The 23,912-nt window shown below is 37.0% G+C and carries 9 protein-coding genes; all 9 read right to left on the bottom strand.

Features of this window, described 5'->3' with window-relative positions:
- Window positions 1–9: 9 nt before the first annotated feature.
- The 9 genes from AVL50_RS28390 to AVL50_RS28350 all read right to left on the bottom strand — a co-directional run bounded on the left by AVL50_RS28390 (window position 10) and on the right by AVL50_RS28350 (window position 23,852).
- Complete coding sequence (locus AVL50_RS28390; RefSeq protein ID WP_062620747.1) at window positions 10–1,791, bottom strand: RagB/SusD family nutrient uptake outer membrane protein; 1,782 nt, start codon at window positions 1,789–1,791, stop codon at window positions 10–12.
- 1 nt (window position 1,792) lies between these two features.
- Window positions 1,793–4,909: a TonB-dependent receptor gene (locus tag AVL50_RS28385; protein WP_063850988.1), complete on the bottom strand. Its 3,117-nt coding sequence runs from the start codon at window positions 4,907–4,909 to the stop codon at window positions 1,793–1,795.
- Window positions 4,910–4,941: 32 nt separating this feature from the next.
- On the bottom strand, window positions 4,942–7,173 hold the full coding sequence (locus AVL50_RS28380) for a beta-galactosidase (RefSeq protein WP_062620744.1): 2,232 nt from the start codon (window positions 7,171–7,173) through the stop codon (window positions 4,942–4,944).
- Window positions 7,174–7,234: 61 nt separating this feature from the next.
- Window positions 7,235–8,587, bottom strand: a complete 1,353-nt coding sequence (locus AVL50_RS28375; RefSeq protein WP_062620742.1) for a sulfatase-like hydrolase/transferase — start codon at window positions 8,585–8,587, stop codon at window positions 7,235–7,237.
- A gap of 7 nt (window positions 8,588–8,594) precedes the next feature.
- Window positions 8,595–9,959, bottom strand: coding sequence for a sulfatase (locus AVL50_RS28370; RefSeq protein ID WP_082796044.1), 1,365 nt, complete (start codon window positions 9,957–9,959; stop codon window positions 8,595–8,597).
- A gap of 5 nt (window positions 9,960–9,964) precedes the next feature.
- Window positions 9,965–11,719 carry an arylsulfatase gene (locus AVL50_RS28365; protein WP_062620739.1) on the bottom strand — a complete coding sequence of 585 codons (1,755 nt, stop codon included), beginning with the start codon at window positions 11,717–11,719 and terminating at the stop codon, window positions 9,965–9,967.
- Between the two features lie 70 nt (window positions 11,720–11,789).
- Window positions 11,790–14,420, bottom strand: coding sequence for a glycoside hydrolase family 2 protein (locus tag AVL50_RS28360; RefSeq protein WP_082796043.1), 2,631 nt, complete (start codon window positions 14,418–14,420; stop codon window positions 11,790–11,792).
- Between the two features lie 931 nt (window positions 14,421–15,351).
- On the bottom strand, window positions 15,352–16,695 hold the full coding sequence (locus AVL50_RS28355; RefSeq protein ID WP_062620735.1) for a sulfatase: 1,344 nt from the start codon (window positions 16,693–16,695) through the stop codon (window positions 15,352–15,354).
- The gene (locus AVL50_RS28350) at window positions 16,695–23,852 is read right to left on the bottom strand and encodes a ZmpA/ZmpB/ZmpC family metallo-endopeptidase-related protein (RefSeq protein WP_172826944.1); all 7,158 of its coding nucleotides are present in this window, start codon (window positions 23,850–23,852) and stop codon (window positions 16,695–16,697) included. The genes AVL50_RS28355 and AVL50_RS28350 overlap by 1 nt, the downstream gene beginning before the upstream one ends.
- Between the last annotated feature and the right edge of the window lie 60 nt (window positions 23,853–23,912).

Below are 23,912 nucleotides of genomic sequence, written 5' to 3'. Positions count from 1 at the left end.
TTTTCAGATTTACCAGCCAGGATTTTGTTTAAATTTCTCACTCATAAAAATCACATCTCTTGGCCATGGGTACCAATAGTGCTTTTCTTCAAAAACCCTTGTTGTTCCCACCACATCTATCACTTCGTAATGTTCAGCGCCCGTCTCATTATTGCGGGTTACTTTCATGCCTTTGATCTGTCTGTTTTCAGAAAGGTGAGCAATGTGCCATCTTCTCATATCCCACCATCTTTGGAATTCACCATTCAGCTCCACGCTTCTTTCATTCCAAATTCTCTTTCTGAAAGTAGTTTTATCTTGAGTGTACATGGTGTGAACAGGTGGCATCCCTACTCTTTCTCTTACTTTATTGATCGCATCAACAGCTGTTAAACTGCTTCCTTCTGCTGTCCCCATTGGACCATAAGCTTCATTGACAGCCTCGGCATAATCAAGGTAAGCTTGTGTAAGACGCATATAGTTCCAGTTCATAAAATAGCTACCGTCTTGTTGCCATGGGTTTGCTGTTTCAGGCCAGAACTTTCTCATATAATAACCTGTCACTAAATCGGGTCCTGCCCCAGTGATATCCACTCCATTTTTTTCTGAAACACCACCTTCATCATAAGAAAAATCTAAAATTCTTGGGTTTCCTTTGACATCAATACCGTGTTGCTGTCCATGGTGCAATACTGAATATTCTAATCTTGGATCTCTGTTTTTATAAGGATTTTGAGGATCATACTCAGGGTCATCATTGATATCCAATCCATTGATGGTCTCAAAGGAACGGACGAGGTTATGCGTGGCTAATGTATATCTATTATTACTCAATCCAAATGAACGAGGGATGTACAATTGCTTTAAAGTACTTCCATAACCAATAAATCCATTTTGGATATAAGGGAAAATACATTCGCTTGAAGCCACATTATTTCTGCTGTAAAAAATCTCTGCATATTCTTCAAATGTTTTTCCATCTACTAATGTAAAACCTGCTTTTTCTGCTTTAGCGATTGTATTGGCAATCTCGATAGCAGCAACTCTACATTTTTCTTCGTGGTATTGATTGCCATAGCCATTTGAAATGTTCATTGTTGGGCTTGCATCATATAATAAAGCCATGCCCTTTAGAAACTGAGCCATCGTTGCTGAAGCTCTACTATATGTAATTCCTGATCTACTATCTGGTAATAGATCAATTGCAGCTTCGCAGTCTTGAATTATTCTTTGTGTTGTCTCTTCATAAGAAAGGCGTTCAAAATCGAGATCTTCATCCACTTCGTATACCCTATCGATATAGTGCATACCGCCGTATCTTTTAATCAGTTCAAAATGATAGAAAGCTCTTAAAAAGTAGGCTTGCCCTTGAAGATCTTTTCTCTGGCCTTCTGTCAGCACCGTAGAAATTTCAGCTTCAATAATCACGCGGTTAGCTACTCTTAAAGCAGTCATGGCATTGTAAAAAGTAGAAGCTTCACCATAACCGTTTCCTTTGGCCCAACCTACTTCAAATGCACCTGCTGAGTTATCATAATTTCCTGTGTTAACATACTGAGCATAGTCTTGCCAAGCTGTATTACTAGGGCATTGGAACTGATCAGAAACAGTACTTATGGCCGTGTTTTGTTTGTATAAATGATAATTAAACAACCCTTTGTAACCATAATCCAAATAGGCTCTAAAGTTGGAAAAGTTAGAGAAAATATCCTCATCTGTCACAATTGACTCTTCTACCCCATCAAGGTAAGACTCACATGAGCTAAAAAATGAAGAGAGTACGATTAAAATATATAGTCTTATCTTCATCATTCTAGAATTTTACCGTTAAACCTGTATTATAACTTCTAATCAATGGATAAGAAGAAAGGGTGGCCGCTTCGGGATCAAATCTTTTATCCATTTCTGTAATGGTAAATAGGTTATTACCTCCTATGTAAACCATAATACTTCCAATACCCGTATTCTTTTTCAAGCTTTTACTTTTTATCAAATAGCTCAACTCTACCCTTTTCAAACGTAAATAATCAGCCTTCTGGAATTGGTAATCACTGTATTGCTGATTGTGCTGACGGGTGGTATTATTAGACCTTAAAATCGGCACATTTGTACTTCTGTTATAAGGAGACCAAGCATCTAGATTGTGTGGGTTAGCTTGTTCGTAATCAGCACTTGTAAACTCAAAAAGCAAGGCATCCGGCACTGATTTCTGCACTCCGCTTACACCTGTAAATAAGCTACTGAACTGTAATCCTTTCCATGTAAAACCTAACTGAAAAGAGTAAGTAAACATAGGATAGTCTTGATAAGCGGCTACAATTTTATCTAAATCATTGATCACCCCATCGCCATTGTAATCCACGTATTTTATATCGCCTGGAATTCGGTTTTCTTGTCCCCAAACTGAACCTGGAGAGTTGTAAACGTCATCCCAATCCTGATAGACCCCATCCGTTTTCAATGTGTAATCAGAACCGATTGGCTTTCCTGCATCTTTCAAATAATCTGGTGTTTTATGAGGATCATCTCTGAACACCACTCTATTTTGAGAGAAACTCGCAATGGCTCTCGCATTAATATTGAAATCTTTTCTAATGTTTTTATTCCAGCCTAATGTCGCTTCAAAACCTTGTGATTTTGTCTCACCAATATTTTCATAAGGGTTATCCAAACCAAACCAAGGTGGAATCGTTTTTCTTTCCAATAACATGCCCGAGCGGTGTTCATTGAAAAGGTCTAGTACTAATGAAAGGTTGGAGAACATTTGTAATTCTATACCGATATTGGCTTTAATGGCTCTCTCCCAAGTAGCATTAGGGTTTGCCGCTCTTCCTTCCTTATTGGTATAAGCTTTTGAAGGTGGACTCCCAAAATAGAAATTACCCCCGTTTTCATAGGTCTCTAAGTAAGTCCAGCGGTTGACTCCTTTATCATAACCTACTTCACCATAAGAGCCTCTGATTTTCAATAGATCTACAACATCATAAAGGCGAGTATCTTTAAAGAATTTTTCATTGGAAATAATCCAACCGCCTGCAAATGAAGGGAAGAAACCAAAACGTAAGCCTGGTGCAAATTTCTCTGAACCATTATAAGCTCCGTTCATTTCTATAAAATAGCGCTGATCATAATCGTATGTAGCTCTACCAATCCAGCTTTCTTCAAAAGAAGGCCAATTAACTCTAGAAATATTTTGCGCACGCATAAATAATCCCATCGCTGACACTGTATGTTTATCAAACTGACGGCTGTACCTTAATGCAGCTTCGTAATATAAATTCCTTTTGTAAGCACCCAACGATTCATTTCCTATTGTTACAGGTCCTATGATGTAATTATCTGAAGGAAAACGTAAAGTGTCTGTGGGTGTATAGAGATAAGAAGGAACATTGAATCCTGAATTTCTTCCTGATTTATTGGATATGGTCTGCTTATAATCAAAGGCCGTATTGTAGGAAAGTTTGCCTGTCAATGATAAACCTTTGGTGATAAAGTCAAGTCCTTGTGTTAACTGAATATCAGATGCTTGAACATTTCTTCTGTTCCTGTGCGCTCCACTATAATTTAATAGTAAATAAGGATTGGAACCTCCACCGTCATGGCCTAAGTTTCCGTCAGAATATTGAATAGGGAAAATATAAGTCGGTGCTTTGTAATAAATCAACTTAAAGAAATCTGACTTCGCCCAATCATCATCACTACTGCTTCCGTATCCAGCTTGATTTTTAAATGATAAGCTACCTGCCAGACCAATTTTGATCTTCGTGCTATTGGTTACTTTTACATTAAAATTCGTTCTGTAGTTGTAGCGCTCATAGCTGAAACCTGGGTTGTAATATTCACTGGGTTCTGTCTTAAAAATATCCCCATCATTGGCATAGCCTAAAGACACAAAATAGTTGATTCTCTTACTACCACCACTTACGTTGAAATTGTAATTGGAAGTGATACCATAATCTTTGACCAATTCATCATACCAGTTGACTTCAGGATATAAATCAGGATTCACATTGTTTCTCCAGTTATTAATATCCTCCTCTGAGTAATAGGCATTGGGATCAAAAATTCGATCATTTTTCAAGGCTTGGTTTTTCATTTCCATTACAGAAACTCTATCCGCCATTTCAAAATCAGAGATAGGCTGTTTGAAAGAAAAATTGGTTGAAAAAGTGAATTTTGGTTTGCCTTCTTCTCCTTGTTTTGTGGTAATTAAAATTACACCATTGGCACCTTTTGCACCAAAAACGGCTGTCGCTGAGGCATCTTTTAATACTGAAATGCTTTCAATTTCATTAGGATCAATATCTTCATAATCCCTTTCAATACCATCCACTAAAAATAAGGGAGAGTTGTCTACCCATGACGCTTTACCACGGATAAAAATATCGGCAGCACTTTCTCCAGGTTGGCCTGTAGTCTGAATGGCAGAAAGACCTGACACTAAACCAACTAATGAATTTGTCAAACTTACGGATCCTCTCGTTTTTAAAAGTTCATCACCCGCCGTTTGAACAATGGCGCCTACTACACTTTCTTTTTTCTGAGTATCATAACCGATCACAACCACCTCGTCCATTTGAGTTACATTGGGTTTGAGGGAAATAGAGATTTGTGATCCGGTTGAAATAGTTATTTCTTTTGATTGATAGCCCAAATATCTCACTACTAATACTTTTGTAGAAATGGGCATCATGATTTTAAATTTGCCATCAAAATCAGTGGTGGTACCAATATTGGTCCCTTCCACGATGACACTGGCACCGATTAAAGTTTCACCGGTGATATCATCTTTCACTACACCTTCAATTATTGCCTCTTCCTGTGCTAATGCGTTATAACCAAATATTCCATTGAGTAACAGTAAAGCGATAAGGTATTTTAGTAGTGTAAACAGACGAAATGTATTTCTTGTTAATAAAAATTCTTTCATTTCATTTAAAATTCTTAAGTCAGATATGGACATTAAGGAACAACAATGATGTCGGTTTGTTGATCAGTATGGGTTATAATCTTTATCAGATATTTACCGGAGGATAAGTTTTTGAGGTCGATTACTCTGTGCATTCTTGGTTCGGATGACGAAGCTAGTAACCGACCATCAAAATTGACAACTTGAAATGTATATTCTCCTATCAGATCAACAGTGTATTTCTTATCATCAAGTCTTATTAATCTTTTTTTTTTCTTCTTTTTGCCTTGCTTTAAAGAAGTAACTTGATCACGTTTGTTGGATTCCTCTACAAAGGATTGGAGTACCTTTTTATTGAATACTCTTGCTGAATCTGTGGCGGATGAAGTGAATTTGAAAAAGTGACTTCCTACATAAAGAATTTCTCCTTTACCCAGCGGTTGCAATCCCATGGCAATAGTACCATCAGGCCATTTTGCAAGCGGAGTTAAACCTTCTGTCTGAGTGATTGCGATTTTATCAAACTTAGGAATCACTGAATCATTAGTTTTTAATTCACCATAATCCTGTTCCATTTTCAACCTCGCTTTATTATTTCCTTTTTTCAGGTATTTAAAACCTAAGCCTAAATAACTGTCCAATCGAGTATTGCCTTTGTTTGTTACTTCTTTTTGGTTATTGAAATAATAGTTCCCAAATCTTCCAGCAATCAATACATTCAGCCCTTCATTTTTAATCTGTTTTTTCAATGCACCTGCCACTTTTTTGTTGGTCATTGGCATAGAAGGCACTAATAATGGAAGTGATTTATCATATTCACCATGAATCAACTGCTTTTCAGTAATTACATTCACAGGTAAATCGCTGTCCATATTGGTTAAATTGAATGCCGATACATACATATCAAAATTGAATTCTTCTGATAAGTACGCATAGATTTTATTCATTTGTGGCCAAAGAAAATTTACTTTAGCTTCTGGAATCGGTGTTTCCAAAATTGTTTTTTCTTCTCCTGTCACTTCATGCTTCAGATAGTCTTGAAGTTCATAAAATGCATCCTTCTTTTTTCTGTTTCTATCCAATATCCCGTAGTGCTCAATGCCGTATTCTTCACCACCTTTTTCAGCTTGCCCATTATAAGTAAAGTAAACAAAACCAGTACAGCCTAATTTAAAGGCCTCACCTAGCATTGCACTCAATTCTTCTTCTGTAGCATTACCACTTTTGGTACTGAACTCCCCTAACCAAACGGGCTTTGTGTTTTGGAACATTGAGCGGATAAAGTTGACCGAAGCACCTACTTTATAAGCATTTTTTCCATAAGGGTACACATTGATACCAATGATATCAGCATAAGCATAATTGATTTCAGGGTCCAATGCCACATTGGCTCCATATTTACCAGACCATTTCCACATCATATTTTGAATGTACAAATGCTCTTTGTCTATCTTTTTACACTCCGCTATTAAGCCACCAATAAACTCTGCCTTAGCGACACAGTTCCATAAATTCCAATCTCCAAATTGTTTTCTATGCTCATCTGGCATTTGATTCCAATCTGAATTCGGCACCTCTCTGTAAGGCTCCACTTTCCCAAAAGAACCGAAGTTGGTATGCCAAGCGGTATTCAATTGTTCAATGGATTCATATCTTCCTCTCAACCAATTTTTAAAGCCTTCTCTGCTGTGCTTATTGTAGTCCAGCCATTGCTCTTTATCCGCAAAATGTGGCTCTGTATACACAGAATAGGCAATGATCGATTGACGGTCTTTCAAGTGAGCCACCGTATTTCTTACATAGTTGTAATAATGCTTTTTAAAAGGCGCTGACGAAAATGATAAACGGTCGTATTGGTTTTTACCGTTCACATCTTTCACCAACAGTTCTTTGGAAGTATATTTTTGTTCAAACCAAACAGGCTTCCAAGCATGTGCCGATTGATTGAGCTGAAGTACAATAGACAGGTCATTTTCTTCAATCAGATCTAGTAATTGATCTAATTTTTCGAAGGTAAAAACACCCTCTTTGGCTTCAATATGATCCCAAGCTATATTCAGGCGAATACCATTTAAGCCCAGTTTCTTAATGTTCTTGATATCTTCTTCCCAATGTCCTTCATTCCAATGGTCCAAGCCCCAATATTGAATCCCTTTAAAGAGAACAGGCTCACCATTTCTTAATACCACAGGTTTCTCACCAATATGACCTACAGTAGTTGGTAAGACTTGCGCCAGTAATGAATTAGAAATCAGTAAGGTGATTAGTAATAAAAAAATCTTCATTTCATTAAAGTTAGATCTGTAGGGTTAGCCCGATTTTATCATCTGACTAACCCAACTTCTATTATTTTGTGTGCTTCTTTCCGCCTTTACCTTTTCCTTTCCCTCCTTTTTTCTTCTTCTTCATATTTGAAAAGTCGCCAGGTTTTTTCAGTTCATCTACAGTTGCTTTTAAGAAGTCGTACTGCTTTTTCTCTTTTTCAGATAACGCAGTCACGTCCAGTTTTTTCTTTTCCTTAGGGTCTTTCCTATAGTTAAAAAATTCACCTGTAGAATAGTATTTGTATTTTGTGTTAAATGCATACTGTTTTACTGGATAGGTCTTCTTTCCGAAATAACTATTGAAAACAAATTGACGCACTTCTTTTGGTTCTTTCCCTAACAGTTGATCATGGAAACTGATACCATGTAATTCTGTATCAGGCATTTTTGCTCCTGTCAAATCTAGAAGTGTAGGATAAAAATCAGTAAGATCAATCAAGTTTTCATTCACATGAGGCTTTACATAACCTGGGCAATTGGCTACGAAAGGAACGTGAGTACCATGGTAGATGGTCTTTCCTTTACCTCCTTTGATTTGTTGTCCCTGCCAGTTGGTCACTACTTTTGATGAAGTACCATTGTCTCCAATCAACATGATCACTGTATTTTCTCTCAGCTTATTTTTCTCTAAGTTCTTTACAATCTGACCAATCATTTTATCCATATATTCCACATTACTTTGGAAGTATTTCGGATCGTTTAGTGACAAGTCTTTCAATGTATCGTACTCTGCCATACCTGGTACGGGTTGGAAAGGATCGTGCGTTAACATCATTGTATAATACACGAAGAAGGGCTTTTTCTTATTTTTTTTCACGAAGTCATTCACAAAACCATTGATGACATCTGGTCCGTAAATATTATCATTCGGTACTGACTTGCCATTTTTTGTCAAAACCGCATTTTTGAATCTTGGTAAACCTTTTTGCTTGATATTCCAAAGGCAATACTCATCAAAACCAAAGTGATATGGATCTTGTAAAGCATCTTCTGTATCTCTTGTATAACTCAATTGCCACTTACCAGCAATCGCTGTTGCATAACCTTCCGCTTTGATGGCGTTGGCAAACGTTTTTACATGCTGTGGAAGGTAACCGAATTGCTCATAATTATGAGAATTGTATTTTCCTGACATGATTTTCACCCTTGTAGGAGTACAAATTGGTGTAGAGTGAGCATTCTCAAATTTAATCCCCGTCTCTGCCAATTTATCAATGTTAGGCGTCTTATAATCATCCGTACCGTAACAGCCCACTGCTTCTGCACCGATGTCATCAATCAGGATCAAGATGACATTTTTCTTATCTTGAGCATAGCTATTTAAACCTATAATTAAGAGGGCAATAGCGATGAATATTTTGCGTAAGTTCTTCATTGTCGTGTTATTTAGTCTCTTTCATTTCAGGTTGAAACTTGTTGCCTTTCAATTTCTTATTAAAAGACTTCATTCTGTTGATGTATTTATTGTACATCTCCTCCTTGCTTGATTTAATGTTTTTTGATTCAATCGGGTCATTTGCAAGGTCAAAAACAGAAGCTTCTAACTCTTTAGAAAATACTTTTAATTTACCAGACTCTGCATTTATTACTACCTTCTCTGGATGCGAACTTCTATACTTATGAGGCTTATGAACTTTGAAATTACCTTTTCTGTAGGCTTCCACATTTTTACCTTGGAAGTAGAAAAATTCATTTCTTGGTGATTTCACTCCTTCTTTCAGTGTTGGTAAGATATTTAAACCATCAATTTTATAATCGGGTAAATCAGCACCAATCATCGATGCAATTGTAGGGTAAATATCAATTTGTGAAACCATTTCATCCACTTGTTGTGATTTCACTGTTCCAGGCATGTAAAAAATTCCTGGGACTCTATGACCACCTTCAAAGGTAGTTCCTTTGCCTTCTCTAAAAATACCTGCGTTTCCTGCATGATCCCCTTGTTTTAAAGAAGGACCATTGTCAGATGATACAATGATAAGCGTGTTCTCTTCTAAACCTTGCTCTTTCACTGTTTTTAGAACTTGACTCACAGACCAGTCAATTTCCATAATTACATCACCGTATAAACCGTTTTTTGATTTTCCTTTGTGTTTGTCAGATACAGCTAATGGCGTATGCGGCATGTTGTGAGCCAAATATAAGAAAAATGGTTCATCTTTCTTAGCTTTTATGTACTCTACTGCTTTTTCAGTATAACGAGTGGTTAATTGAGCTGGATCTGGATTAACTTCAATCATTTTCTCATTGTCATAAAAATGCAATTCACCATTGATTTTTAAGTCATGAGAGTGTGGTAATCCATAAAATGTATCGAAACCGTGATTTAATGGAAGGTATTCATCATGATAACCTAAGTGCCATTTTCCGACAAGTGCAGTAGCATACCCATTGTCTTTTAATAATTCTGCTAAAGTTGTCAATTCATAATTCAAACCTTTTGGCGTATCCAAATATACTCTAGGCACACCGGCTCTTGGTGGGTACATTCCCGTCAGCAATGCTGCTCTGGAAGGTGAACAGATATTTGACCCTGCATAAAGATTGGTCATTTTAGTACCTTGCTCCGCCATTTTATCCATGGTCGGCGTTTCGTTTAATGAGCCATCGTAACAGCTCAAATCTGCATAACCCATGTCATCCATATAAATGATAATGACATTTGGTTTTTGTTTCTTCTGAGCTTGCATTGAGATATTGAATCCCAATAGCAAGCTGAATAATAAGGTGAAGTGCTTTAATTTCATTTCAATTATGATTGTTGTGTGCTGTTAATTACAATTTCTTTCAATCTGAAGTCATTCGCTGGATTAATATCATTGTTCACTCTGACTTTCACTTTATATTTTCCTTTTTTAAGGTGAAGTTTTCCCATCTTCATATCGCCCCAAGTGAATTCGTGTACCTCAGTACGCTCCTCTCTGTCAGGACTTTCAATCTGCTGTGTTTTGAAGGCTTGTTGAATTTCTTTTGTGATAATTTTGTCTCCAACTTCAATCATCAATTTAAACCCAACAAACGCTTCAGAACAGCTATATAACATATCAAAGCTATAGTCTCCATCTTCCACTACTTTGATATCCCATTGAATTACTCCTTTCTTATTTTTGAAGTTTTTCGCCCAGTCATTCGACCAGCCTTTTCCTTCGTATCTTACTTTATTTCTAGTCGTTCCGTCAACAGCGGCTAACACTGTCTTAGGCGCTTCTTTGTGACCTACTTCAATTTTCTCTGCTAATGGCTCTTTACCGCCATTTGTCATTTCCATAAACCAATTATGATAATCAGAAGTCATCTCTTTTACCACCTCAGGCTTCGATTTACTTAAGTCTTTCAACTGAGAAGGATCAATGTTCATATCATAAAGTGTTGTATCATTGTCTTTACTCATCACCAATCTGTACTGTTCATTTCTTACGGCTCCTGCAGGTGCTTCTTCAAAATGCCAAGGCTGATTGTGTGTGTAAATGATTCTTTCTTCCCAGTTTTTATCTTTTCCTTTCATCAAAGGCACTAAGCTTTTACCATGAATTTTTAAAGAGTCAGGAATAGTAATGCCACAAAGTTCAGCAAGCGTAGGGAAAATATCAATATGCGCTGTCAATTGTTCTACTTTTTCTTTCTTCATACCTGGAGCTTTGATAAAGAAAGGAACTCTTACGCCACCTTCATGAACTGTGGCTTTTTTACCTCTCATCTCCGCATTGTAACGCTCTCCATTAGGGCCGTTATCAGTAGTATAAATGAAGATTGTATTTTCATATAACCCTAAATCTTTCAGCTTTGCGATCAAACGACCTACGTTGTCATCGATATTTTCACACATACCGTAAACAGCCGCCGTTCTTTCATCCAACCCCATTTTCTCGTATTTACTGTAATACTCGTCTCCTACTTGGAATGGAGCGTGAGGTGCATTGTAAGGGATAAAACAGAAGAAGTTTTCGCCTTTATTTTTCTCAATAAATTGAATTGCTCTATCTGTCAATACATCTGTGATATACCCTTCCGTTTTTTCGTACTCTCCTTTTTCATTTTCTAATTCAGTGTCAAAGTAGTTGTTCCAGTGACCTGAACAGAAACCAAAAAATGTATCAAAACCTTGTCCTACTGGGTTGTGAGGATAAGTAGAACCGTTGTGCCACTTTCCAAATAAACCGGTTTGGTAGTTGTTACTTTTAAATAACTCTGCCAATGTCACTTCATCAGCATTCATCACCTCTTTGCGTCTTGTCACCCAGTTTACACCAGTAGCCAAATTGTATCTACCAGTCAGTAAACTAGCTCTTGTTGGTGCACAAACAGCATTCACTAAAAAGTGATCTAAAGTAACATTTTCTTTTGCAAACTGATCAATGTTAGGGGTAGATATATGAGGATTTCCTGTTACTCCCAAATCTCCATAACCCTGATCATCTGTCAGAATCATTACAACATTTGGTTTTTGCTGACCAAAGGCGGTCAAACCAAAGAGTAAAAAGATATATATAAGATTAAGAACTTTCATTTCAATAGATTTTTAGAAAAGAAAAGGTAGCCAAGTAGTCACACATGCTACCTTTTCTGCAGTTAAATGATTAAAGTTGACTAAGTACTTCAGCAGGTTGATCTTTCAAGACCTTGTTCAACGTCTGCACACTGAACTCTACTTTACCAGCACTTTGTACTGTTGGTTGCCACACTATTTTTTTAGTTTCTCCTGGGATAAGATCAAAGTAGTTGTCCGTCCAAGTTCCGTTTTCTACAGAAGAAATGATTTTCACACCTCTTAGTACTTTGTCAGTGGATAATTCAATCACATAAGTACCACCTTTCTGAGCTACTACTTTTTTCTCTAATTGATAGTCAGTTGCCAATGCTAGATCTTTATTTCTAGCCGCGAAGAATTCGTTTTTATCAATAGTTTTTCCTTTTTGAGTTAAAGTAGTCACAACAACTAATTCTTTTTTGGCAATTGCTAGTTCGGTCATTGGGAATTGATAATACACTTTAGAAGTATTTGGATCAATAGTCACATCCATCATTTCTGATTTTACCACTTGACCGTTCAAGTTCAACACATCTACTTTTAGTTTCGCTTTTTCAGCTTTCAACAAATCTGATACGATATATACATTAAATTGTTCTTCGTCTAATGATACTGAAGTGATCACATCCTTGTAAGCATCTCTTACTGCATAATGCGATGCTTTCCATTTACCTTCATAATCAATACTTGCCCATGAAGCTACTGGCCAGCAGTCATTTACCTGCCAGTACAATGATCCCATACAGTGAGGCATTTTTCTACGGTGCGTTTCAATCGCAAACTGTAAATCATAAGCCTGGTACAATTGTGAAGCGTAAACTACTTTCTCAAAATTGTTGCCATCTACAGCAAACTCTTTCGTCACATTTTTCATGATTCTCTTGTTACCATGCTTCGCTTTCTGATGGTTTCTCATGCCTGGTGACCAAAGTGAAAGATCCTCTTTTGTCACATATTTTTGCATTGTTTCTACCTCAGGGTAAGATTGATAACCGTACTCACTCATAAATCTTGGCACATGTGATTTGTAGTAATCCCATGATTTCGGTCCTTTCCAAACATCCCATAAGTGTCTGTCTCCTTTTGTCTCTAAGTGATCACCGTATTTTCTGAAGTAAGGAGAAGATGCCCAGTAATCTTTGTCGTCGTACTCATGTAAAGTATTTGGAATTTCTTCTGTAAATAATCTGAAGTAATCGTTGATAATTTTTGTAGAATCTGCTTCAGACCATTTCATCTGCTTTTGGATTCCCCATCCAAACCATGCCCACTCAATCTCGTTGTTACCGCACCACATACCTACTGAAGCGTGATTTCTCAAACGAATCACATTTTCTTTTACTTCTTCTTTTACGTTGGCTACAAAATTTTCATCGCCAGGATACAAGCTACAAGCAAACATAAAGTCTTGCCAAACGATCAAACCGTACTTATCGCAAAGGTCATAGAAAAGGTCTTTTTCGTAAGTACCACCACCCCAAACACGAATCATGTTCATGTTCGCATCAGCACAAGCTTTGATTGTTTCTTCCATTTTCTCGTCAGAAACTTCCGTCAAGAACATATCACCAGGAATGTAGTTTGTACCTTTCATGAATACGTCCACACCATTCAATCTGATCTTGAAAGATTCACCGATATCGTCTTTTTCAGTAATTAAGTTGATCGTTCTAATACCGATATTCTGTGTATTTTCATCCAATACTTTCTCACCTTCTCTTACCACTAATTTGATTGGGTAAAGGTTTTGCTCTCCTAAACCATTAGACCACCATAATTTTGGCTTCTTAATATTGAAGTTCAAAGTAGCTGATTTATCATTTGCAGAAACCTTTACCTCTTGTGATGCATATTTCTTACCTGACTTTGCATCCAACACATCAATCGTCACCTTCGCATTCTCCACTACATTTAAGTTTACTGTAGTCAAGATGTCCACATTTTTTTCTGATACATTCTTTTGTTGATAACGGATATTATCAACTGTCACTTTATTCCATGACTTCAAATAGATATTTCTATAGATACCCGAAGTCACCAAACGCGGACCCCAGTCCCATCCGTAGTGATAGCCTGCTTTACGTGTCATCACTGACAATTTTCTATCACCTGTATTACCAGTTTTTGAATCGTCATTGATAGCATACAAAGGATAACCTACTTCATCCCAAAGTGGCGTCGCCATTTTAATTGGGCTATGGAAATAAACTTTCAATTCGTTCTCTCCTTTTTTCAATCCTTTTGTGACATCGACCGTCCAGCTTCTAAACATGTTATCCGCTGTTAAGATTTTCTTACCGTTTAAGTATACATCAGCGTAAGTATCCAATCCCTCAAAAACCAATTCTTGTTTTTGCTTGTTTAAATCGTTTACCTTAAATGTCGTCTTGTAAACCCAATCTTTTTTATCTACCCACTGTACTTTCTTTTCGTTAGTACCAAAGTAAGGATCTTCAATTTTCTTATGATCCAATAAGTCAGTATGCACACATCCCGGAACGGTAGCAGACATCCATTCGTTTTTATCCGCTTGCTTAAATTCCCATCCCTTATTAATAATTAATTGGTCGACCTGGGCTAAAGAAACTGTCCCATAGCATAACGCCACGATGCTGAACAGTAAAAGTCTTTTGATTGAATTACACATAAACAGTTCTATTATTATTTCAAAAAATTTCATTTCAATAATGTCCCCCTTTCATTAGGCCGGCGTCTATATCGCCTTTGAACATGTTACAAATTTACGCTTAATAATTCCTTCTTAAGGGGTATATATATTGAAAACAGAAGGGTATATATCTTGCAAAATCGTTGTTTTTGATAGTGTGTGAGTAGTTTTTATAAATGGGGTTGTGGTTTTGAAGATTTGTAATCAGGCTAATATTTTAATTTGAAATGATGATTGGATAGAATGAATATTGCCTTATCCAATGAGGTAAATGTGATGAGTTTATATTAGAATACGGCTTGATGACTACCCACTGGTGCAAGTGTTAAGCCGTAGGCGTCACTTGTGTCTAAAAATCGGAAAAGTCTCCAGACTTCCGATTCAACATAAATAGTTTTGATGTATTGAAATATTTCTATAATACATTCTGATTTTAGTGAATAATCAGACCTATAATAAATTTTACTAAATAATTATGGGATAAAGCTCTATTACTTTTTTTGTCTATTAGAAGTCTGGAGACTTCTTCCAATGTTAGACACAAGTGACGCCTAAGGCTTAACACTTGCGCCAGTGGTGTTTTTATCGATACCTCCTCTTAAAATACCCAGTACCTCTGTTTTCATTTTGATTTGATTTCCCTTTAATAATGGTGCGAACTCGGGAGATTACGGTATATGCCATGATTAAGGCTAGAATGAAGAATATAAAAACCATAGTTTACTTATTGTTTGGATTTCGTTGAATATTGTTTGCTATACAAATATAAAATTTATTATGAAATACTACTGCTCATTTATGACCAGCTTACTTCATTGGTATTTTCTAGTTGTTATAGAGTCAAATTTTGAAATTTATATGCAAAGAAAAAGAACCCCCATATCTATGAAGGTTCTTTCCGATGTTTACTTACTAATAAATTACTACTGTAATAAATATTACTTTATTCTATTAAATTATTCTTCCATGATACACCACCAGTTTCGATGATATGTTTCTTCAATATTTTATCGAAGTTTTTCTTTTTCTTAGGAAGCTTATCTGCTGGAATTGGATTTTGCTCCTTTATGTCTTTTTTCATATCGTAGAAAACGAAAGGTTGGCAGGCTGAATTTTGCATGTATTTCCAGCCGTTTTTCTGAACGCTGTAGAATACTGTCCCGTCTACGCAATCGCTTCTGTTTCCTCTACGGACACCGATGTCTGTTCTGTCGGCTTTTTCAATTTCTCCTTTTAATAAGAATTTTGTTTGATCGATGCCTGATAATTCGCCTTCGTAATTGATCCCTGCCATGCTTGTCATGGTTGGGAAGAAGTCGGTTACAGACATATAGTGATCTGTTACTTGACCTTTTTTGATTTTATCACCCCAACGGATGATGAATGGCACTCTTAAACCACCTTCTAATAAATCTCCTTTTTGACCGCTTAATACACCATTATCTGCTCCGTGATTTTCTGCTCCTCCATTATCAGATACAAACATGATGACTGTGTTGTCCAGCTGTTTGTTATCTTCTAGTTTTTTAATGACTCTTGCAATTTGATCATCCATATGTTCTACTAAGGCTACATATTTTGCTCTTTTATCACTGATGCCTTTCTCTCTTGCTTTTACTTTTTCATAGTATTCTGCCGGAGGTTGAAGCGGTGAGTGAGGTGCAGTATACGTTAAGAAAAGGCAGAAAGGATCGTTCTTTTTCGTGTCTAAATAATCTAAAGTCCAGTCCGTGAAAAGGTCTGTACAGTGTCCTTCTGGCTCAATTTTCTCCTCATTTTTTCTCATCCAATTTTCATTATAACGAACATGCTCATAGTAATCCGTCATCCCTACTAGCCAGCCATGGAAAAACTCAAAACCTCTATTGTTTGGTAAGTTGGGAGCTTCATGACCAAGGTGCCACTTTCCGATTAAGGCAGTGCTGTAATCGTTTGCCTTCATCACGTCCATGATCGTTGTCGCTTTTGGATCAAAGAAGCCATAACTGTTGGCTGGATTTGCTCTTACTACACCTGGCACACCTACTAAATCAGGGTATTTACCAGTGTACATTGAAGCTCTTGATGGAGAGCAAACGGATGAGGTAGTATGGAAGTTGGTAAACAATGCTCCCTCATTTGCTATTTTGTCGATGGTTGGAGATTGGATGTCTTTTGCTCCATAGCAAGTTAAATCTCCATAACCCAAATCATCTGCTACGATGATTAAAAAATTGGGCTTATTCTGTGCAGTCACACTTAATGCACCGAATAATAGTAGTGCTAAAAATCTTAATCTTAAAACCATTATCTTTTCTTAATTTTAATATGCTTTAAACCATCAATAAGTAGTATATAAATACCGCTTGGGATGCCGTGAAGCGCAACCCTGTTTTTCGGTTGTGTTAGTTCTTTTTGTAAGATGACTTTCCCCATTAAGTCCACCACTTTGATGTTTGAGGCTTTGCTCAATTCTATGGTGATCTGATCCTCGAAAGGATTAGGGTATACTTTCACTTGAGCTTGATTGTCTTCAATATCAGTAACTGTACTTTTCTTAAAAGTGGCTGATATTGTTCTATGTTCCCATACATCTGTGAAAGTGAAATTGGTCATCGCTCCTACTGAATCTCCATCTACAAAAACCTGTTCTACTTCGTAACCTGGGTCAGGAATAATTTCGAATGTAAAATCCATTCCTTCTTCCACTTCTGCGAGTTGAGGTTCGATACTTCCGTTATCCCCTGCCAAAGCTGGAATCAAGAATATTTGAGGTTCATACACTTTGAAAACGGCTGTGAAATCATAGCTTTGTTTTACTTCTTCAAAAGTATAAGTCATTGCTCCTTCCAAAGTATCGTTATCAATGATCAAGTAATCTACATCATAACCTTCGTCAGGTGTGATGGTGAAAGTGATGTCATCATGATGGTAGACCATTGAAGTTTCTGGTGAAATCGTACCGTTTGCCGTTTGGGTAACATAAATAAAATGTTCTTCTGCCCCATAAATAGCTACGTATTCCGTATCACTTTCTCCTACTACTACTTTTATATTCTGACTATCACTATAATAAACGCCATTCAATTGCCATTCAATAAAGAAGTGCCCTCCATTCGGTAAAGCTGACAGTTTTACGGTTTCACCGATTGCATAACGTCCGCTTCCTTCTTGTGTACCCCATTTTGGTTTATTATTGGAAGCTATTACAGAACGTTTTTCTATTCCTGAGAAATAAGGACGAGGATGCATGTCATAATCATTTTCTATGGCAATTGTCCATTCATTTTCAAAATCCCAGCCTTCAAACGTATCAGAATTAGAGAACAGATCTGTAGTGATTACACCTTGGCTTCCTTGAATATGAGAACTATTTTGACCCGTGGTTTCTAAATCCCAATAAGAATTTGAAACTACAGTTCCTTCCGTATGTCCTGTCCCTATCAGACCTCCTGTTGAAGATGCACCAGTAACTTCTCCTACCGCATAACATCTATCAATGATTGATTCATTATAAATTGCTCCAACAAGACCGCCTACATTTCTTTCTCCTTCTACTACACTAGCATTCACAAAAGAGATTGATTTTTCCAGTTGACTCTTTTTATTGAGATCTCCTAAAAGACCTCCAATAAAACGCTCTCCGTGAACTTTTCCTGTGGCAGAAATCTTGGAAACCAATACACTATCCGTACGGCCTACTATGGCTCCGATAAACCTTTCTCCTGTAAAATCAACCTCCAACATTTGAACGTTTTCAACTGTTGCCCCAGAAGATGCAAAGCCAATCAAACCAATATTTCTTTCTTTTGGACGGTGAATTGTAAGGTTTTTGATTTTATAACCATTACCATTGAAATGACCTTTGAAATTGTTGGTTGAGTTGCCAATAGGTCTAAAACCTAATCCTGCATTCCAATCTTTTGTTTCTTCAGCCTCAATATTATTGATTAATTCAACATATGAGTTCCATCTTGTTTTATCATCAATTTCTGAAGAAGCACTTCCCTCAGCAAACCAACGCAACTCTTTTAGCGACGATATTAAATAAGGGTTTTCTTTTGAACCGTCACCTTGAGGTATTTCATAATCGAAAGCTTTAAAAAGCACCTCAATTTGTTTGTTCTCCTCTACTTTTTCTAAAGTGAAAGAAGAAAGGCTTCCTAATGATTGACCATTGATTTTAATATCTTCTACTTCATAACCAATGTTTGGTGTGATTGTAAATTCCTGTGTATCAAAGTAAGTCATGCTCACCGATTCTGGTGTGATCACTCCATGCGTTGAAGGAAGAACATCGACTTGATAAATTGAAGGAATAAATACGGCCTCTACAATAACATCTTCATCTACTTCAAAAGTATATTCTATGGCTTCGCTCACTATTTCATCGTTCACTTTCCAATGACCAAATGTTGTTCCAGTGTGAGGTACCGCCTTCAAAGTAACATCTGAACCAATATAATATGCTCCGTCTCCTATGATTTCTCCATAAATTGGATTTTCATTCAAGACAATCACACTCACCTGATTCAACCATTTAAAGAAAGGTCTTGAGGCTGTGCCATAGGCATCATTTTGTGTGATTTCATAGGTAGTTTCAAAATCCCAATTTTCAAAATTTTGAGCATCACTAAATGCTACTGTTGGTAAACCATAAACGTCTTCTGATCCTGCCGAAGTGGTCTGTCCTGTTGTCTCAATATCCCAATAGCTATCCGAAATAGTCACTAGGTTATTCTCGTTACTGAAATGACCAGTCCCTGCTAATCCTCCTACATTACTGCTACCGCTGATTTCACCAAATGCTATTGCGTGAGTTATGGATGATTTATTGTACATCGTTCCCGATAAACCTCCGATATTTTTCTCTCCTTCATAGACTGATACGTCTACGCCTGAGATTAAATGTGCTCCATAAGAATTGCTATTGAAGTCGCCGAAAAGTCCTCCTACTCCTCTTTCACCGTGTACTTTTCCTGATACAAGCAAGTGTGTCACTTTTGAACTATTATCAGCTTTTCCTATTACAGAACCTACATTTCTTAAACCTGTAACCTGTACATTTTCTAATTCCAGATGTCTAATTTCTGCCCCATTTGCATAACCAATAAACCCTGTATTACTTAATGTTGGTCTATTGATATATAGATTCTTAATCGTTTTATAATTCCCTTCAAAAGATCCTGTGAAATTCTTATCTGAATTACCAATCGGTAAGAAACCGAGACCTGCATTCCACTCTTGTGTAGCAGTGGCATCAAGATCATTCATCAATAAAACATGTGAAGACCACCTTGTTCCATCACCAATACCCGTTGTTGTATCACCTTGAGAGTACCATCTTAATTCCTCCAAAGATGTAATTTTATAAGGATTAGCTAATGTTCCTTCTCCTTGAGGAATTGTATAATTATAAGTTTTGAAAAGTACTTCTATCTCTATATCTGAAGTTGGCTGTTCAATTCTTACAGTTGGCACTCTACCAATTGAAATACCATTTAATAACACCTCATCTACCTCATAGCCTCTATTGGCCATAATTTCAAATTCTTCATCCATGGTCACATCCATCCAAACAGTATCCGATAAAACAGAACCATTAGGGGAGTAAATTGCTGTCACTTTGTAGAGAATGGGCTCAAAGACAGCGATAAAACTTTTATTATTATTTAAAGTCAATGTATACTCCTTGTTTTCACTTACCACTTCATCACCATTTTTCCAATGGATAAAGTTAGCTCCATCAACAGGTGAGGCTTTGAGTGTTACTTCTGAATTTCTTGGATAACTTCCAGCACCTTCCACTGTGCCTAATTCAGGCGTTGTATTATTGACATTGACGGTGTATTGTCCCATCCATTTGAAATAAGGTCTTGGAAGTTCATCATACTCAGCATTTTGAGTGATTTCCCATACATCATCACTAGCCCAATTTCCTAGGTTTTCAAGGTCACTAAACGAAGCAGAAGGTAATCCAAATGTGTCTTCCACACCTGCTGATGTCAATTGAGTTGTAGTTTCTGTGTCCCAGTAACTATCAGTAATGATGGAAAGGTTATTTTCATTTGAGAAGTGACCTGTCCCTACCAATCCTCCAACATTGCTTGACGCATTCACTTTACCAAAAGCATAAGCATTTGATATCGTTACTTTATTGTACATCGTACCAGCAAGACCTCCTGCATTTTTCTCTCCTTCATATACTGATACATCTACCGCTGAAATTAAATATGTACCATTTGACTGACTATTGATATCACCAAATAATCCACCAATTCCTCTTTCACCATAAACACTTCCTGAAGCGATAATGTTGTTCACCTCTGTCGATGCATCAGCTTTTCCAATAACAGCACCCACATTTCTTAAACCTATAAAGGCCACATTTCTAATTTCTATTTGACTGATTTGGGCACCAGACGAATACCCAAAAAGTCCTATATTACTTTGTGTAGGTCTGTTGATTGTAAGGTCAGTAATAAGGTTGCTATTACCATTGAAAACTCCTTTAAAGTTTTTAGCATCGTCACCGATAGGAGAAAAACCGAGTCCAGCATTCCACTCTTTTGTGGCTGAAGCATCAATGTTTTCTATTAACTCATAATGATATGACCATCTTGTGCCGTTGCCTATTCCCGTTGTAGTATCTCCTTGTGACAACCATCTTAGTTCCTCCAATGTGCTGATTCTATAGGGGTTTTCAGCAGAACCTTCTCCTTCAGGAATTGTATATTGATAAGGTGCATATGCGACTTCAATTTCCGTATCAGTAGCTACCTTTTCCAATTTGATAGTTGGTACTCGACCAATAGATTCTCCATTTAAGGTAACATCAATTACCTCATACCCTGTATTTGGAACGATGGTGAAATCTTTTGTATCAAAAATCGTCATTTCAACTTCTTCTTGAAGAACGGAACCTCGTGCTGAAGGGACTTCTTTTACGGTATAATAAATGGGTTCAAAAACAGCCTCTATGATTGTGTTTTCTTGTAATGTAAAAGTATATTCTTTGGCTTCACTTAAAATGACATCTCCACTTTTCCATCCTTTAAAATCAACACCCTCAACAGGATTCGCGGTTAATTTCACTTCAGAATTTTCAGGATATGCTCCCTCTCCTTCTACTGTCCCATACTCTGGAGTTGTATTGATGATTGCTACTGACAATAAACCGATGGCCTTGAAAAAGGGTCTTGTATTGACATCATAATCATCATATTGAGCCATTTTCCATTTGCTTTCAAAATCCCAGTTTTGAAAAGTTGAGATTTCACTAAAAAGAGACGTTGGTAGACCAAAATCTTCTGTAGATCCTGCAGAAACTGTTTGCGTTGTCGTTTCTTTATCCCAATAACTATTCGACACCGTCACCACATTATTATTATCTGGGTTGTTGTGCCCTGCTCCAACTAGACCTCCTGTATTACTATCGCCACTCACAGATCCATAAGCATAAGAAAAATCAAGGACTGCATTATTATACATCACACCGGCTATACCTCCCACATTTTTCTCCGTGGCAATGACGGATGTATTGACTCCAGAAATAATATAGGATGCTACGGATGCATCATTAAGATCTCCAAAAATACCTCCTACATGTCTTTCCCCTAAAACATTACCTTCGGCGATCACCGTATTGATTTGAGATGAGTTCACAGCTTTTCCAGCAAGAGAGGCTGTATATCTAGCTCCTGTGATCGCTACTTTTTTCAATTGAAGATTAGTAATTGTGGCTCCTGATAGATAACCAAAAAGGGCTACATAATTTTGTTTTTCTCTATGGATCGATAATCCGCTGATTTCCTTTAAGCTTCCTAAAAACGTTCCCGTAAAAGGTGCTGATTCTGTTCCTATTGGTAGGAATCCTTTATCATTATTCCAATTTACAGTAGAGGATGCATCGATGTCATTGACCAAAAGATAATAAGAAGCAAAACGGGCTTTATCGTCAATTGTGGTTGTAGTGTCACCTTGTGATAACCAACGCAATTCTTCAAGACTTGAGATTTTATAAGGATTGACTTCTGTGCCTTCTCCTTCTGGAATAGCATATTGATAAGGTTCAAAAGTCACTTCTATCTCTTTGTCCTCGTTGACCTCTGATAGTGTAAATTGCTCTACCATCCCAAGAGAAATACCATTTACTTTCACCTCTTTCAGTTCATAACCTTTATTAGGGCTAACAACTAAATCAATTACATCAAATTGTGTAGCGTAAATTGTATTGGCTACTGCTTCACCTTCAGTTGTGAAAACGCCTCCTCTGGCAGTGTATACTTCTGTGATTTTAAATTTCTGATCTTCAAAAACAGGTTGAATATATAGATCTTCAGTTAGCGTAACTGTAATTTCTTTTGCTGTAGAATAGACTTCATCTCCAATCAACCAATGTACAAATTCTACATTTTCTGCAGGCTCTACTTTTAAAGTCACTTCTTCACCTTGGGCGTAATACCCATCTCCTGTAATTGCCCCCAATGCAGTATCATAGTTGATCAATTTCACAACGTTCAGTCCCATCCAATTTAGGTAAGGTCGTTGATTGATGTTATCGTAAGTTGCATTTAGTTTTATATTCCAAGTTGATTCAAAATCCCAATCAAACTTTTCACTGGACGCAAAATCAACAGTTTTCAAACCAAATAATGCATCATCCACCAATGCATTTGATGCTTGTGAAGTTGTCTCTGTATCCCAATACACTTTGTTGAGCTTCACTAATTGATCTCCACTTGCATAATGACCAGCTCCTGTAATACCACCATTATTGCTTGTTCCAGTGACTTCACCTGTAGCATAGGTCTCTGAAATTGAAGATGAATTATAGATGACACCTGCTATTCCTCCTACATTTTTTTCATTGTTAGGAACAGTTGCAGATGCAAATGAAATGATGTGATGCACCTCTGAAGTGAAATTGATTTCACCCGATAATCCACCCACTCCTCGATTGCCATTTACAGTTCCAGAAACGATGATATCATGCACCGCAGAACTGTTCGTAATTTTACCTGCTAACACACCACAAAAACGATCTCCTGTAATAGTAGCATTTTCAATTTCTAAATGATGTACATTTCCATTATCTATAAAACCAAATAATCCTTGATACCTTACCGTTGGGTTATTGATAAAAAGGTTTGAAATTCGCTTTCCATTCCCATCAAAGTTACCGATAAAAGGCGTTAATTCAGTGGCTCCAATTGGTGTAAAACCTAATCCTTCATTCCAAGTTGACGTTGCAGATAGATCAATGTTATTGACCATGACATAGGAAGCTTTCATTCTATCCGAACTACTGCTTTCTCCATCTCCCTCACTGATCCATCTTAAATGTTCTGCATTTTCAATAAAATAAGGATATAACTCAGAACCATCTCCTTTATCAGGTTTGGTTTGACCTACAGCAACAGTAATGTTCAAACAGGTTAATATCAGATAAAATATATGTTTCATTTCATTCATTTATTAAAAAGTCAATACGATGTTCATTTCACTCATCATATCCTCAAAAGT

The sequence above is a fragment of the Flammeovirga sp. SJP92 genome (assembly GCF_001583495.1).
Classification (GTDB): Bacteria; Bacteroidota; Bacteroidia; order Cytophagales; family Flammeovirgaceae; genus Flammeovirga.
Note: the sequence above shows the minus strand (reverse complement) of the source record. Positions and strands in the feature narration are given on the sequence as shown.

Coding starts and splice junctions, on each gene's coding strand:
- AVL50_RS28390 (WP_062620747.1), bottom strand. CDS start 1,791: ATGATGAAGATAAGACTATATATTTTAATCGTACTCTCTTCATTTTTT.
- AVL50_RS28385 (WP_063850988.1), bottom strand. CDS start 4,909: ATGAAAGAATTTTTATTAACAAGAAATACATTTCGTCTGTTTACACTA.
- AVL50_RS28380 (WP_062620744.1), bottom strand. CDS start 7,173: ATGAAGATTTTTTTATTACTAATCACCTTACTGATTTCTAATTCATTA.
- AVL50_RS28375 (WP_062620742.1), bottom strand. CDS start 8,587: ATGAAGAACTTACGCAAAATATTCATCGCTATTGCCCTCTTAATTATA.
- AVL50_RS28370 (WP_082796044.1), bottom strand. CDS start 9,959: ATGAAATTAAAGCACTTCACCTTATTATTCAGCTTGCTATTGGGATTC.
- AVL50_RS28365 (WP_062620739.1), bottom strand. CDS start 11,719: ATGAAAGTTCTTAATCTTATATATATCTTTTTACTCTTTGGTTTGACC.
- AVL50_RS28360 (WP_082796043.1), bottom strand. CDS start 14,420: ATGAAATTTTTTGAAATAATAATAGAACTGTTTATGTGTAATTCAATC.
- AVL50_RS28355 (WP_062620735.1), bottom strand. CDS start 16,695: ATGGTTTTAAGATTAAGATTTTTAGCACTACTATTATTCGGTGCATTA.
- AVL50_RS28350 (WP_172826944.1), bottom strand. CDS start 23,852: ATGAAACATATATTTTATCTGATATTAACCTGTTTGAACATTACTGTT.